Origin of the sequence: Candidatus Poriferisodalis sp., from assembly GCF_965208895.1 — a bacterium.
In the GTDB taxonomy this organism is placed as follows: Bacteria; Actinomycetota; Acidimicrobiia; order Acidimicrobiales; family Poriferisodalaceae; genus Poriferisodalis.
In genome coordinates this window covers 3147445-3160830 of record NZ_OZ242363.1, presented here as the reverse complement: position 1 = coordinate 3160830, position 13386 = coordinate 3147445, and the positions used below count along the sequence as shown (strand labels likewise).

15 protein-coding genes are annotated in these 13386 nt (G+C 66.5%); 11 read left to right on the top strand and 4 right to left on the bottom strand.

What is annotated here, in order from left to right; translation table 11 throughout:
- Nucleotide 1: 1 nt before the first annotated feature.
- Together ACOGJB_RS14335 and ACOGJB_RS14330 are read right to left on the bottom strand one after the other, a co-directional pair.
- Entirely contained in the window at nt 2–655 is a 654-nt protein-coding gene (locus tag ACOGJB_RS14335) for a hypothetical protein (RefSeq protein ID WP_419837767.1), read from the bottom strand.
- Nucleotides 648–1853, bottom strand: coding sequence for an ImmA/IrrE family metallo-endopeptidase (locus tag ACOGJB_RS14330; protein WP_419837766.1), 1206 nt, complete (start codon nt 1851–1853; stop codon nt 648–650). Before ACOGJB_RS14330 ends, ACOGJB_RS14335 begins: the two co-directional genes overlap by 8 nt.
- 134 nt (nt 1854–1987) lie before the next feature.
- On the opposite strand from ACOGJB_RS14330, the gene ACOGJB_RS14325 reads away from it, so the two are divergent.
- The 5 genes from ACOGJB_RS14325 to ACOGJB_RS14305 all read left to right on the top strand — a co-directional run bounded on the left by ACOGJB_RS14325 (nt 1988) and on the right by ACOGJB_RS14305 (nt 4565).
- Entirely contained in the window at nt 1988–2227 is a 240-nt protein-coding gene (locus ACOGJB_RS14325; RefSeq protein WP_419837765.1) for a hypothetical protein, read from the top strand.
- A gap of 44 nt (nt 2228–2271) precedes the next feature.
- On the top strand, nt 2272–2499 hold the full coding sequence (locus ACOGJB_RS14320) for a hypothetical protein (RefSeq protein WP_419837764.1): 228 nt from the start codon (nt 2272–2274) through the stop codon (nt 2497–2499).
- A gap of 156 nt (nt 2500–2655) precedes the next feature.
- Nucleotides 2656–3018, top strand: a complete 363-nt coding sequence (locus ACOGJB_RS14315; protein ID WP_419837763.1) for a hypothetical protein — start codon at nt 2656–2658, stop codon at nt 3016–3018.
- 77 nt (nt 3019–3095) lie between these two features.
- Nucleotides 3096–4211: a hypothetical protein gene (locus ACOGJB_RS14310; protein ID WP_419837762.1), complete on the top strand. Its 1116-nt coding sequence runs from the start codon at nt 3096–3098 to the stop codon at nt 4209–4211.
- 102 nt (nt 4212–4313) lie between these two features.
- The gene (locus ACOGJB_RS14305; RefSeq protein ID WP_419837761.1) at nt 4314–4565 is read left to right on the top strand and encodes a DUF4143 domain-containing protein; all 252 of its coding nucleotides are present in this window, start codon (nt 4314–4316) and stop codon (nt 4563–4565) included.
- Between the two features lie 135 nt (nt 4566–4700).
- Here the strand turns inward: ACOGJB_RS14305 and ACOGJB_RS14300 are convergent, their stop codons facing one another.
- Entirely contained in the window at nt 4701–5621 is a 921-nt protein-coding gene (locus tag ACOGJB_RS14300; protein ID WP_419837760.1) for a dienelactone hydrolase family protein, read from the bottom strand.
- Nucleotides 5622–5828: 207 nt separating this feature from the next.
- On the opposite strand from ACOGJB_RS14300, the gene ACOGJB_RS14295 reads away from it, so the two are divergent.
- The 6 genes from ACOGJB_RS14295 (at nt 5829) to ACOGJB_RS14270 (ending at nt 11831) form a co-directional block, all read left to right on the top strand.
- On the top strand, nt 5829–6116 hold the full coding sequence (locus ACOGJB_RS14295) for an RDD family protein (RefSeq protein ID WP_419837759.1): 288 nt from the start codon (nt 5829–5831) through the stop codon (nt 6114–6116).
- 401 nt (nt 6117–6517) lie between these two features.
- Complete coding sequence (locus tag ACOGJB_RS14290; RefSeq protein WP_419837758.1) at nt 6518–7678, top strand: NAD(P)/FAD-dependent oxidoreductase; 1161 nt, start codon at nt 6518–6520, stop codon at nt 7676–7678.
- Nucleotides 7679–7708: 30 nt separating this feature from the next.
- On the top strand, nt 7709–8443 hold the full coding sequence (locus ACOGJB_RS14285) for an SDR family NAD(P)-dependent oxidoreductase (protein WP_419837757.1): 735 nt from the start codon (nt 7709–7711) through the stop codon (nt 8441–8443).
- Between the two features lie 87 nt (nt 8444–8530).
- Complete coding sequence (locus ACOGJB_RS14280; RefSeq protein ID WP_419837756.1) at nt 8531–9733, top strand: mandelate racemase/muconate lactonizing enzyme family protein; 1203 nt, start codon at nt 8531–8533, stop codon at nt 9731–9733.
- A 3-nt stretch (nt 9734–9736) separates the two neighbouring features.
- Nucleotides 9737–11035 (top strand): TauD/TfdA family dioxygenase, encoded by a 1299-nt coding sequence (locus ACOGJB_RS14275; RefSeq protein ID WP_419837755.1) that lies wholly within the window; start codon nt 9737–9739, stop codon nt 11033–11035.
- 34 nt (nt 11036–11069) lie between these two features.
- Complete coding sequence (locus tag ACOGJB_RS14270; protein WP_419837754.1) at nt 11070–11831, top strand: SDR family NAD(P)-dependent oxidoreductase; 762 nt, start codon at nt 11070–11072, stop codon at nt 11829–11831.
- Between the two features lie 128 nt (nt 11832–11959).
- Here the strand turns inward: ACOGJB_RS14270 and ACOGJB_RS14265 are convergent, their stop codons facing one another.
- Entirely contained in the window at nt 11960–13303 is a 1344-nt protein-coding gene (locus ACOGJB_RS14265) for an MFS transporter (RefSeq protein ID WP_419837753.1), read from the bottom strand.
- Between the last annotated feature and the right edge of the window lie 83 nt (nt 13304–13386).

Genomic DNA, 13386 nt, shown 5'->3' with positions numbered 1-13386 from the left:
GTCACGACGCTTCGGGAAACGGTTGGCCGGAGTCCCAGAATCCGAGGGTGCGCATCTCGTTGTGCAGGCGATTTGCCTCTTCACGCGAAATTCGTCCTTCATCAGCCGCACGAATGAGCAGCTTGCGGATGCGCTCGTAGGGGTAGTTCGGGCCGCCGTGCAGCTTGTCCAGCACCTTGAAGGCATCCGAGTCGTCGGTAGCAATGGTCCACCCGCGTTCGACAGCGATTGCGACACACGCCGCCTCGCCAGGCCCGAGTCCCATCTTGAGTCCGTATTCGGCAACGTCTCCGCCCTGCAGTCGAGCGGCTAGCAACTGCTCTGGGCGGGTCATTTCGATCGGTACGAGGCCACCTTCGTCGTAGAGCTCATCGACGCGTTTGATGCTCGTGAACGACTCCAACGCATGATCTGGGGACTCCGACTCCTCCGCCAAGGTGGCCGCGGCCTCGTAGTGCCCCACGACCTGTCTCATCTCTGACAGCAACTCGGGTCGCGACGCTGGCTCATGCGTGCGCGCTCGATCGGCAGGGTCGTAGACCGCAACCGGGACTTGCAAGGGTCTGCCGAGAAGATCGCCGAGTAACCCCTCCTGCCCGACGAGCAGGAAGTACATCAACACCACGGTGTCGACGACGTGAGTGCCTTCAGACAACGCCGGTGACCTCGAACTCGTTGAACTCCGCGTCGAGATGCGGCGATTCCTGCTCCGCACCGCCGAGAGGCTGGCCAAGGATCTGCACGACGTCGGGAATAGCCAATCCAGCAAACGAGGCGGCTGTCGGCGGCGACATGACCTCCGTCATCACTGCTTGGCGCAGCATCCGGCGAAACGCCATCGGGAAGCGCTGAACCCGCCACCGCTCGGCATCCTGCGCGTCCTCTTCCGGGTGGATCGTGTAGCCGAGCGCGCGGGCGAGCGACACTGGGCGGACGGAGGATCGCAATTCGTTGTAGGTACCTTGCGTGACCGCATTCATTTGGCGCAACCGCACCAAGGCCGTCGGCCACGAGACCTTGAAGTACCTCTGCATGTGAATGATGTCGACTGGGTCGACGATGCGCGGCGACAGGCCCACCTCCTCGGCAAAGCGCCGAATCCCTTCGCTCGGCATCAGGAACTCCCCAGCAAACGCGTCGGCGAAGCTCTCTCGTGGTCCCCCGCCGTGTGAGAGCACACGCTTTGTCTCGTTGCTGTGGAACAAGGCGTGCGCCAGCTCGTGTGCGACGGTGAACCGCCGCCGGCCTGGCGTCATGTCGAGGTTCACCAGGATCGCAAATCCGACCTCGGGATGACTCAGAAACGCCCCTGAAGGCGCTCGACGGAGGTCCGAGCCGAGAGGTGCTCGGTAGAGGGTGACGCCTAGTGCCTCGCAAACTGGGTCGAGATCCGAGATTGGACCGGAGCCGAGGCCGAGATGCGCGCGTACTTCCTCGGCCTTCCGACGAATGTCGTCCTTTTGAGTGAACTTGTGCCGAAACACAAAGGGACTTTGGGTAAGTCCCCGGATCGGTTCGCCCAGTGTTTCCGCCAGCTCAGCGAATCGGTCAAGGAACTGGACGAATTCGCGGATGCCTGGCGTGGCGCTGGGGTCGACAGCGTCATCAGCGCGCAACAGCATGCTCGCCAGGTCGTCAGCTCTCGGCTCGGCAACGCGACCCTCTAAGAGGTCCAGTGGTTCGACGGCGTAGAGCCGTGCCATCGCACTCAGCTGACGATCATTCGGAGTTCGGGTGCCAGCTTCCCAGTAGGACACCATGGCGCGGTCGATTCCGAGCGCTGCTCCCACATCGTTCTGCGAGTAGCGGGCGCTTGCGCGTGCGCGCGCGAGCGCCTCACCCAGCTGGCTCATCGCATCCCCCCTCGTTCCCCCTGCACAGGGTCTGTTACGCATTCTGCTACGTCTTGGGTCATGGCGCAACTACTCTCGGTTTGCTGTTACACTGAATCCGGTAGGAAGCCTAGCAACATAACAGAAGGTTGCCCATGTCTACTTCCACGCACCCCGAATTCGACGAGAACGTCATCGAGGTCTACGTCCACACGGTCGCCGAAGCGACCTGCGTCCACATGCTCCTGCACGAATCGGCGGAATCTGCCGAGACATCGTCGAGCCAAAGCGGCCATCGCACTTCGCGCCACGACGCACCCTCCTCGCGAACGCCGTCAGCATGGCCTATGGCGGCCGCACGCCCGCATGACTGGCCTCTTGATGGGCAGTTCTGAAAAATCTGCCTTCGAGCGCACAGTCGTCCAATACATTCGATGGCATGGTCAGGAGAACGGTGCGGCTGGACGACGAAGGCCGACAGATCCTCGAGCGGCTCGCGCCCAAGTTCGGCGGCAAGGCAGCCGCCATCCACGAAGCGCTGCAACGACTCGCCGCTGACCACGACCGCAAGGTGGCCTTCGATGCCTTCATGAAGGCGTGGGAGGAAGCGGACGGCCCGCTCAGCGACCAGGAGATCTCCGCCATGGCCAAGCGCTGCGGCCTGTGATTCCCGACGCTGGTCTTCCGATCTCGGCACATCGGCGGATCGCGAGGCCCGCAGCGTGCCTGTCGTCGCCGAGGACGATCGACGCGCATACTTGCTCGGCGGCCAACCGAGTTAATTCAGGCGACGGGCCAGCAGGCGTCCAATACAGTCGGCGCCATGGCGAAGACTGCCGTTCGGCTCGACGATGAACACCGCCAGCTCCTCGAACGGCTCGCTCCGGCATTCGGCGGAGTGGTGACAGCGACGGTGTGGCTCGCGAGGGAGGACCGTCAACTGCTTGAGCGGCTCGTGCCCAAGTTCGGCGGCAGGGCGGCAACGGTTCGCGAAGCGCTGCGGCGGCTGGCAGCCGATCACGATCGCATGGAAGCCTTCGGTGCCTTCGCACAGGCACGCGAAGGCGATTCAATCGTTGCGTCGTATCAGCAAGTGCCCCAAGACCCCGCCGAGGACGCGGCAGCTCTGGCCAATGCAATCGCAATGACTGAAGCCGAGCCCTGGAGATACAAGGCAGGCAGCTAATCGGCGCATGACGGCGGCACGGCCTCATGCCGAAATTCAGGCCCAGGTTGTGACAGCCCCTGCCTACGTTGCGGGCCATGACACAACACACCACACGCATCCTTCCCGACTACGACTCGGCCGAGCGGCCGCCGTGGCTGGTGCATGGCGCCAAAGAAGCGCTGTACGCCGCACTGCAGACGGAGAAGTCCATCGATTGGTCCGAATTCGTCGTGCGCGCGTGCGACGAAATGGCGGCCGCCGCCGATGGGCTCCCCGGCTTCCCCGGTCCCGGCAGCGACCCGCCGAGCGCAGTTGGGCGCCAAGCCGGCGGAGGCACCCACCAGCTGGCGACACGGGCCGATGCCCGGCGAGAACGCGGGGGCGGCGCGGCTGTTGAGACCTGCACGCCGGGTGGCGGCTTCGAGGTTGCCATGGCAGCAGAACTGTTGGGCGGAATCGCAACGAGAGCTGCGTCGCCGTACGACGCCAACGATCTTTGCCGCACGGCGTTTCCGCGCCGCTGGGATTCGGCGCTGGACGATGCGGCTGCCGACCCCCACGCAGCCCTCGAACCCGACCCCGTCCTCTACGACCACAGCGTCACGCTGCGGTCGGTGTGCGAAGCCGAGGGACCTTGGCCCGCAGGCATGTACGAGGCCCTTGACGCGGTCATGGATCTCGCGAATTTCGTGGGTGCTGCCAGCTCGCTCGGGCTGAGCTTGGCCCATGTCGCTCCCAGCCCGGTGGTGTGGCCACCGCCCGAAGCCTCGTCAGCGCTCGACGCCGCCCGGCGCGACCTTGATAGTGCCCTTACAGGAACGCTCGTCAGCCAGCACGAGCACACGGCCATGCTGCACAGCTACCTGTCGGCTCGTGACAATCCCGACGTGCCGGATCCCTCGCCGGCAGAGTCCGAACAGGTGGAGGCATCGGTACGCGACTGGTACGGCTCCGTCGTACCTGCCGCGGTGCGCCTCGCCACAGCCACGTTCGCCCACGCATACGAATGGGCCAGTGTCGACACCGACCGCTGGGACCCCGCAGTCATCGCCTACGCCCACACCGAGGCCTACCTGTCGATCCATCACCTGCGCCAGATCACCGACTCCTATGACCTCACCAATGGCGCCGTGTGCAGCTACGCTTGGTGGTGGTGTCACGACCGCCGGCTCGACTTGGCGGGCCTGCAAGAGCTGGCGAGCACCTGGTAGCTCCGACCTCAGGCAGGGAGCTGGCGTCTGCGGCATATGTACCGTTTGACATGCGGTAGTTGTGTAGTTATCAGTGCGTTAGTTGTACTGATAACACCGCGCGTGTATGCCCAGGCGGCCGAAGCCAGCGTGATGCATCTGCGCGACAGCGACGGCCGCCACGAAGTCGACTTCATCGTGGAAGGTCCCGATGGCAGGGTTGTGGCTGTCGAAGTGAAGTTCGCCGCACATGTCCGAGATCGACACACCGTTGGGCTCCGATGGCTCGCCGAACGCATCGGTGACCGACTTGCCGACGCCGTCATCGTGAACACAGGACCGCAGTCATATCGACTCAAGATGGCATCGCGGTAGTGCCAGCCGCCCTCCTCGGCCCCTGACTGGATTTGCACAGGCTGAGGCGCGCGCTCAGCGCCCTTCCCGATGCGACTGGGCTTGGCAAGCCGGCGGTAGTTGACGAGCACATGGCGACGCCGACCTAGATGGCATTCACTCCAAGGTCAGTGCCAGGACGTCGAGCCAGAAGGTGGTCATGTCTTCGACGAAGAGGGACGCGAGCTCGGGGCTGCCGCCGATGTGGGCGCCGCGGACGCCGTAGCCCGCGTTGATGGCGTAGAGGAAGCCGTCGAGATCGACCATCGATCGGTCTGGCTCGCCCGCGGTCGGCGGGATGAAGGCGCCGTCATCGGCGATGTAGACCGTGGGCGCTCCTGGCGTCACGGCAGCGTCGGGAATGTGCTCGAGCGGCGTGGTGCGGTCGAAGCTGTGGTGGGCGTCGGGCACGATTCGCACCGAGGCGTCGCCGCCCGCGACTCGCATGGCCCCGATGTGGGCTTGCACCTGCATCGGCGAGCACCAGTCGTCTCGGTCGCCGATGATCGCCCGGACACGCGTGCCGCCGACAGCAGGGTCGACGAACTGGTGGCCGCACCAGGGATAGGCGGCATAGACGCCCGCCAGCTTCGGGGCGCCGGAGGCTGCGGCGAGGTGCACCGACGCAGCGCTGAGCACCGCCGAGCCGCCCCGGCTGTGGCCCTGCGCACCGATGCGGGTCGCGTCGATATCGGGGCGTTGGGCGAGCACTTCGGCAGTAGCGAGGACATCCCATGCACTCGCCGCGAACGAGTACTGGACCTGGTTGGCGACCGTCGAGGTGACGCTGCGTGGGCCAAACGGGTCAACGCCACACGCAGCGATGCCAAGGTCAGTGAGCGCCGACGCGTGAGCGAGATGGTGGGGCTGAAGCCCGAGACTGCCGGGGACGACGATCACCACCGGGAACGGCCCAGGCCCGTCGGGCAGAACGAGCTCCGCCCAGATGTCTTGGCACTCCATGGCGTCGGGGTCGGAGATGGCCTGATGGAAGTTCGTGGGATTCGCCGACGGGATGGTGAGCGCAATGTCCGCCATCGACACAGCCTGCCGCGTCCCGATAGACGACCGTTACGCCTCCCCACACGCCGAACATCCGGCTGCCAGACTCCTGCCTATGTCAATGGAGCCGGAGCCATCACCACCCCCCCCGCACGCGAGGTCTCCCTCACTGACTTTGCCGCGGGAACCTTCCGGCGACTGATAGCCCACCTGATCGAAACATTCTTCGCGCTGCTGATTGTTGTGTTCTGGCCGCTCGTCTTCCCGTACCTCGCGTGGTGGCTCTTCGTGCTCGCACGAGGCCAGACGCCGGGCAAGCAGCTCACCGGGATATTTGCTGTGCGGCGAGACGCCTCGCGGTTCGGCTGGGGACGGATGTTCATCCGAGAGAACTTCAAGTTGCTGTTCTGGACCTTGACTCTCGGGCTCGGCAACTTCGCCGACAGCGCCGCCATCCTGCTGCGCAAGGATCGACGATCCGTGACCGACCTCGTCACCGGCAGCGTCCTCGTCTACGTCCCCAGCAACTGACGTTCGCCGAGGTCGAGCATCGTTCTGCATCGGGAACGACCCAGAAAACGATTGCCTCCGAGCGAGAACTGGCATCTATGGTCGTCACCATGGAAGGCCGAGCGGTTGACGAATCGTCTCCGAACGAACAGCGCCCTCAGTGGATGAGCCGCGAGCGCTTCATCGGCGACGTCTTGCCCCATCAAGCAGATCCCGGTTTGTCTGATGACCTGGCAGATCTAAAGTCCGAGACAACAGACGACTTGCGATGGTCGTAAGTCGCGGGCGGGGCGGACACGTCACTGTTAATCCCACATGAGACGGGTCGCCCTCTTGAGCTCGACGACTTGGGTGTCGTCCGAGTTTGACCACGAGACTCCGGTCACCGGAACTTCTGCCCCGAGAGCATCTAGCTTGCGGGCGTGTCGCAGTTCGAAGTTGCAGTAGTCGGGCGGGGTCTGATCGGCAGCGCTGCCGCCCGGCACTTGGCGGAAGCAGGGCATTCGGTGGCGCTGATCGGGTCTGGTGAGCCAGCGGATTATGCGACGTCATCGGGTCCGTTCGCGAGCCACTACGACGAGGGGCGCATCACCCGGATGATCGATCCCGATCCTGCGTGGTCGCACCTGGCGATCCGTTCGATCGGCAGGTACGCAGACATCGAGGAGCGCTCCGGCATCCCGTTCCATTCCGGTGCCGGGCTCGTCTACTCCCCCGCAGATCCCCAAGCGGATCTTGCTCACGCCCGCAAGCTTGACGTCGACGCACGTGAGATCAGCGCGGACGATGTCGCGGAGCGCTTCGGAATCGACATGTCGAGCGCGGACACGATCATCCTCGAGGCTGCACCGGCGGGCCACATCAACCCTCGACGGATGATCGCAGCGCAGAGCAAGCTGACGGCCGAAGCGGGCGGGACGGTCGTGGATGCGCCGGTGTCTGCGACCGTGCCGAGGGCCGACGGCGTGCATCTGACCGTCGGGAACGACACGCTGGTGGTCGAGGGCGTGCTGTTGTGCACCGGCGCCTGGGCAGCCGAACTCGTCGGAGTCGAGCTCCCGCTGGAGCGCAGCTTGCGGACGATCCTGATGGCCGAACTGGACGAGGGTCCGACGCTGCCGAGCCTCATTTCGCGGACTGACCCGGCCGCGTGTGAGACAGACCCCCGCCACGACGTCTACTGGGTTCCGCCGGTCCGATTCCCGGACGGTCGGGTCATGCTGAAGATCGGCGGTTACGATCCCGCCGCCACCATGGCCGACGACATCGCCACCGTGGTCGACTGGTTCCGCAGCGGCGGGAGCCAGGCCGAAGCAGACGATCTCGAGAGCCGGCTGCGGGAATTCCTCCCCAACCGCACGATCCGTTCACGCGATATCAAGCCCTGCGTCGTCACGAACACCCCGCACGACTTGCCCTGGATCGACTGGGTCGACGATCACGTCGCCGTCGCGGTCGGCGGCTGCGGCTCAGCAGCCAAGTCCGCCGATGAAATCGGGCGGCTGGCGGGGACGCTGTTCACCGACGAAGGCTGGACCGATCCCGTGCTCAAGCTTTCGTCGTTCCGGCCTTCGAACACTTGACGAGGCGAAGACGCTGACGGGAGGGCGACGGTGAGCAGTGTGGTGGTGACCGGGGCGAGCTCTGGCATCGGCGAGGCGATCGCACGGCGGTTCGTGGCCGACGGCTGGGATGTGCTGACCGGCAGTCGGAGCGAACCTGATCTCGGTGGCGCGGACTGGCTGCGCACTGACGTGGCCGATCCCGCTCAGGCCGATGCGCTCGTCGCTGCGGCCGTCGAGTGCTCCGGATCACTCGACGTGGTGGTCAACAATGCCGGCGTCCAAGTCGAGAAGACCGTCGCCGACACGTCCGACGCGGAGTTCGATCACGTCATGGACACGAATGTCCGGGGGGTGTTCAACATCTGCCGGGCCGCGGTGCGCCAGATGGCGAACCAGCCCGGCGGAGGCGTCATCATCAACATCGCCTCGATTGCCGCTACCCATGCCGACGCCGGCATGGCGGTGTACAACGCCTCGAAGGGTGCCGTCGAAGCCCTCACCCGAGCGATCGCCATCGACCATGGGCACCAGGGCATCCGCTGCGTCGCGGTCAGCCCCGGCTGGATCGCTACGGCACTGGCCGATGCCGTATTCGATCTCGAAGCAGACCCTGACGCAGCCCGACAAGCGGCCATCGAACGCCATCCGATCGGCCGGCTCGGCAATCCAGACGACATCGCCGAAATCGTCTTCTGGCTCGCAAGCCCTGCGGCCAGCTTCGTCTCGGGCAGCGTGTTTACTGTGGACGGTGGACTCACCGCCCAGAGCCCTATCGGTGGCTGAAGCGTCCGATCGCGCGCCGCTCAGCACGGACCGAGCGCGTGTGAACGCTCCGCTGAGCAGCCACGGAGCAAATCAGGCGGCACGGCGGTGACAGCTCCACGCCAGCCATGCCCGGTTGCCGCCGTCGAAGCGCTGATCGTGTCGGTGCCAGCGGTTGGCAACGCGTTTGCCGAGGGCTCCGAGGAGACCCTGCTGGTCAAGGTGACCGACGTTGACGGGCGGGTTGGCATCGGCGAGTCAGTGTGCACGCCCGCCGTCACGAAAGCGATGATCGACCAGCGCACCATCCACTTCTGGAGCAAGGGCATCACCGACGTGGTGGTCGGCGCCGACCCGATCGAAGCCGCAGCGCTGTACGACCGGGCGTATCACGGCAGCTTCTACCACGGCCGCCGCGGCACCTACATCCAGGCCTACTCAGCGGTCGACATCGCGCTCTACGACCTCGCCGGGCGCCAACTCGGACTGCCCGTCTACAAGCTGCTCGGCGGCGCCCGCACGGATCGAATCCGACCCTATGCGACCTGCTATCCGGGCGACATCTACGACGGACCGATGTCGGCAGTTCTCGACGAGGTCACCCGCCAAGCCACAGTCGCCGCGGACCAAGGCCTCACCGCCGTCAAAGTGCCGGTGCTGTTCGGTGCCGAGGTGTCCGACCGGGCCATCGTGACGTTCGTCGGAGACTGCCGGGCAGCGTTCGGTGACGAGCTCACCATGGCGCTCGACTTCGGCTACCGCTGGTGGGACTGGCACGACGCCGCCTGGACGCTGCGCCGCATCGAGGACTTCGACGTGACCTTCGCGGAGGCGCCGCTGCGCCATGACGACCTGGCCGGCCACGCCCGCCTCGCCGCCGTGTCGCCCGTCCGGGTCGGCGGCGCCGAATTCGCGGCGGGCCGCTGGGAAGTGCGGGAATGGCTGACGACCGGCGGCGTGTCGCTGGTGCAACCTGGCGTCAGCCGGGCCGGCGGGTTCACCGAGCTGATGCGCATCGCCGAGCTGTGCGAGCTGCACGGTGCGCAGCTCATCCCCCACAGCTTCGCCACCGGCATCACCGACGTCGCCAACTTCCACCTGCAGGCCGCAGCCCTGACCATCCCGATGGTGGAATTCCGCTCGTCGCGGCTCGGCGAGTCGCGCCTGCGCACCGAGCTGGTGCACCCGCCCGAACCCGAGATCGTCGACGGCTACGCAGCGCTGCCAACCGGTGCGGGCCTCGGCGTGGAGCTGAACGACGAGCTGGTGGCTGCCCACACGCTCGACGCAGCCGGCAACGGGAGCGATTGACCAGTGAGCGAGCCGTCGGCTGGGCTGTCGGCGGAGGCGCCGCCAAACGCGCCGGCGGCTGACGGAAGCGAACGCGGTGCTGTCGGTGACATCACCACGTACAACCCGCATCTCGGCAACCGGCTCGGCATCGCTGACGCACCTGCGGCGACCGGCGCGGCCATCGACGGGCGACGAGTGCTTGTCGAATTCGCCGACGGGCACGAGCGGACCTACGCGGCCCAATGGCTGCGACACTGCTGCTGGTGCGACGAATGCGGCAACCCCGCTGACGGCATCCGATTCACGACGGTGGCCAGCTTCCCGTCGGACATCGCCCCCGCCAGCGCCCACACCTGTGACGGCGACTTGGTGCTTTCCTGGCCCGACGGCCACCGATCATTCTACGGCGGCGACTGGCTCGCGGCGAACGCCTACGACGACGACGCCCGCAATCGGCGAGCCGCTTGGCAGCCCACCACCTGGCGAGCCGAGCTCGCAGACGACTTCCCGACCGTCGACTGGGACGAGGCCAGCGACGGAGGCAGCGGACAACTGCGCGCCTATCGGCTGCTGCGGGACTACGGCATCGTGCGCATCGACCACCTCGGCGCCGACCCCGCCTGCACCGAGCAGCTCGCCGACCTCGTCGGCCCGATCCATGAGACAACCGTCTACGGCCGCATCTACGACGTGCGGGCCGAACCTGTGGCGAAGCTCGGCGCCAAGACCGGCATGGCCCAAGCGCCCCACATCGACGACGCCTTCTACTACTGCCCGCCCGGCATCGACATCTTCCACTGCCTGGTCAATACCGACGTCGGCGGCATGAGCACCTACGTGGACGGCTTCTCCATCGCCGAGTCGCTTCGGGCCGACGAGCCCGACGCATTCGAGGCCCTCACCGCCCTGGCGGTCACCCACATCCGGCGCCATCCCGGCGAGATCAACCTGCGCAGCCGCAGCCCGGTCATCCGGCTCGACGAATTCGGACGCCCGAGCGGCATCCGCTACTTCGACCGGGCGCTCGGCCCGCTTGACGTCCCGCCAGACGACGTCGACCGCCTGTATGACGCCATCCGGGCCTTCAGCGACCGGATGCTAAGCCCCGAGTTCGCTGCCGCCATCCGGGTCGAGCCCGGGCAGGGCGTGCTCATCGACAACCACCGGGTCATGCACGGGCGGACCGCGTTCGACCCAGCCAGCGGGCGTCACATCCGCCTCTGTCACGTCCCCCGTGACGAGTTCCACGGCCGGCTGCGGGAACTCAGCCTGCGACTCGACCCGTGGTCCCACGACCAGTACCTGCCACAGGGTTCATGAGCACCTGTCCACGATCCACGAGAGGGGCCGCCACGTGATCAGCGCCGACCTCACCGGCAAGCGGAGCATCGTCAGCGGCGGGGCCAGCGGCATCGGCCTAGGCGTGACCCGCACGTTCGCCGACAACGGCAGCACTGTGGCCATCGCCGACCTGGCGGGCGACCGGCTCACCGCCACGGTGCGAGCGCTGACCGACGAAGGGCTCGACGTGTTTGGCGCACCCTGCGATCTGCGCGACAACGACTCTGTGGCTGCCATGGTCGACGCCGCCGCCGGACAAATGGGCGGCATCGACTACCTGCTCAACATCGCCGGCCATCCCGTCACGCTCCAGACGATTCCCGCGAGCGACCTCGAGTCGCAGACCGAGCAACTGTGGGCTGAGGCGCTGTCAATCAACCTGCTGTCGGCGTTCCGAACCGCCAAGGCCGCGGCGCCTTACCTGAAGGAATCCCGCGGCGCCATCGTGAACACGGCGTCGATGTCGGGCTGGCGCGGCGGCGGCTCCAGCTCGCCCTACAGCGTCGCCAAGGGCGGACTCATCACGCTCACCAAGGAACTGGCACGCGGCCTGGCCCCCGAAGTGCGGGTGAACGCCATCTCCCCCAGCTACGTGCACCCCGATTCCACCAACTTCCCGATCCGCTGGGAGACGGTCTTCGAAGATTCCGAGTCGCTGCCGCTGGGCCGGCCCGGCACTGCCGCCGAGTACGCCGACGCATGCCTGTTCCTCTGTGCCGGCGCCAGCTACATCACCGGCCAGACGATCCACGTCGACGGCGGTTGGAGCGCCTGAGCACCCGTGATCCGCAGAGCACTCCCGCGGGCCGCCGCGGCACTGGCACTAGCGGTCGGCGCGGGCGCGTGCGGCAGCAGCCCGTCGAGTAGCCGTCGAATTGTCCGGCGTTCCGCCGGCGCTGTAGCTCAGCCGCCGACGGCCACCGCTGACTGTTCGTGCTGCGGTCGTCGCGTCGCCCGGCGCATCCCGGTGTAGGTGAAGAAGGTGACCGCCACCAGCGCTATGCCGAACAGCGCGTTCGCATAGTTCACGCCGCGGTACTGGAACGTCTCGTACAGGGCGCCCGAGCTGAGCCCCGCCAGCGCACCCGCGCCGAGCATTGCGAAGTCGCCCACGCCCTGCACCGACACTCGCTGATGAAGCGGGTACAGCTCCACCAGCAAGCTCGACGCGGCTACCACGCCGAAACACCATCCCAGCCCGATCAGGAAATTGCCCATGAACACGCCGAGGACGCCCTCGGGCGGTGTCACCGCCGCCCACCACGCTCCCCACGTGCAGAGCCCTCCCGCGACATACAGCATCGGGTACTTGCCGACGGAGTCGGTGAGCCGGCCGATGAGCGGCGACAAGAGGTACATGCCCAAGATGTGGAACCCCATCATGAAACTGATGGCATGCTGGGACTGCTCGCCCGCGTTCATGTGCAGCGGGGTGAGCGCCATGACCCCCACCATCGTCACCTGAGAGACGATCATGGCGAATACGGCCAGGCGTGCCTGGCTCTGCTGCATGATCAGCGAGATCGCCTCCCGCACGGTCGCTCGCGCCTCGGCCTTGTGGGTCCCGTTGGCAACGCCCTCCGCCGCCAGCTCGTTGGCCATGTGCAGCGGATCGGGGCGCAGGAAGACCTCCACGATCGCCGCAGCCAGCAAGAACATCACCCCAGCGAACACGTACGAGCCGGTCTTGTCGGGCAAGCCGATCGAGACGCCGACCTCGCTCGCGTAGCCCGACACGACAGAGCCGGTGAAGGACCCGAACGTGGTTGCCCACACGATCATGCTGATGGTGCTGGCGCGGCGGTTCTCCTGTGCCAGGTCTGATGCCGCATACCGGGTTGCGAGATTGGCGGCGTTGCCGGCGCCGGCGCCGAATACGCCCAGGCACAGCAGGGGGAAGCTGAGCAGGATCGCTCCCAGCACAGCCAGCGTGGCGCCGCCCGCACCCACCAGGTACCCGAAGCGCAAGCCGGATCGGCGGCCGTACTTGTTCATCAGCTTCGACATCGGGGCGGCGACCGCGGCCGAGCCGATGGACAGGCTGCTCGCCGCGATCGTCGCCAGCCCCGAGCTGCCGGTGATGTCCTCGGCCAGCAGCGCGCTCACGATGTAGGTGGCAACCAGGCCGAAGCCGCCGGCGGCTTGGCTGGCGATGAGCACGATGACCGTGCGCTTTTGGACTCGCTCCTGATCCGCACGGGTGTACGCGGAGGCGCGCTCCACTGCGAAAACGGCGTCCCCCGACATCGCGACAGCATGGCCCACAAAGACACTGCGTGCACGACTGCGCGGAGCTCCAGGCCAGCAGGCAAGGGACGGGCCGGGCCGGG

What these genes read in the sequence shown, in the direction of transcription:
- ACOGJB_RS14330 (WP_419837766.1), bottom strand. Translation starts at nt 1,853, where the DNA reads ATGAGCCAGCTGGGTGAGGCGCTCGCGCGCGCACGCGCAAGCGCCCGC.
- ACOGJB_RS14325 (WP_419837765.1), top strand. Translation starts at nt 1,988, where the DNA reads ATGTCTACTTCCACGCACCCCGAATTCGACGAGAACGTCATCGAGGTC.
- ACOGJB_RS14320 (WP_419837764.1), top strand. Translation starts at nt 2,272, where the DNA reads ATGGTCAGGAGAACGGTGCGGCTGGACGACGAAGGCCGACAGATCCTC.
- ACOGJB_RS14315 (WP_419837763.1), top strand. Translation starts at nt 2,656, where the DNA reads ATGGCGAAGACTGCCGTTCGGCTCGACGATGAACACCGCCAGCTCCTC.
- ACOGJB_RS14310 (WP_419837762.1), top strand. Translation starts at nt 3,096, where the DNA reads ATGACACAACACACCACACGCATCCTTCCCGACTACGACTCGGCCGAG.
- ACOGJB_RS14300 (WP_419837760.1), bottom strand. Translation starts at nt 5,621, where the DNA reads ATGGCGGACATTGCGCTCACCATCCCGTCGGCGAATCCCACGAACTTC.
- ACOGJB_RS14265 (WP_419837753.1), bottom strand. Translation starts at nt 13,303, where the DNA reads ATGTCGGGGGACGCCGTTTTCGCAGTGGAGCGCGCCTCCGCGTACACC.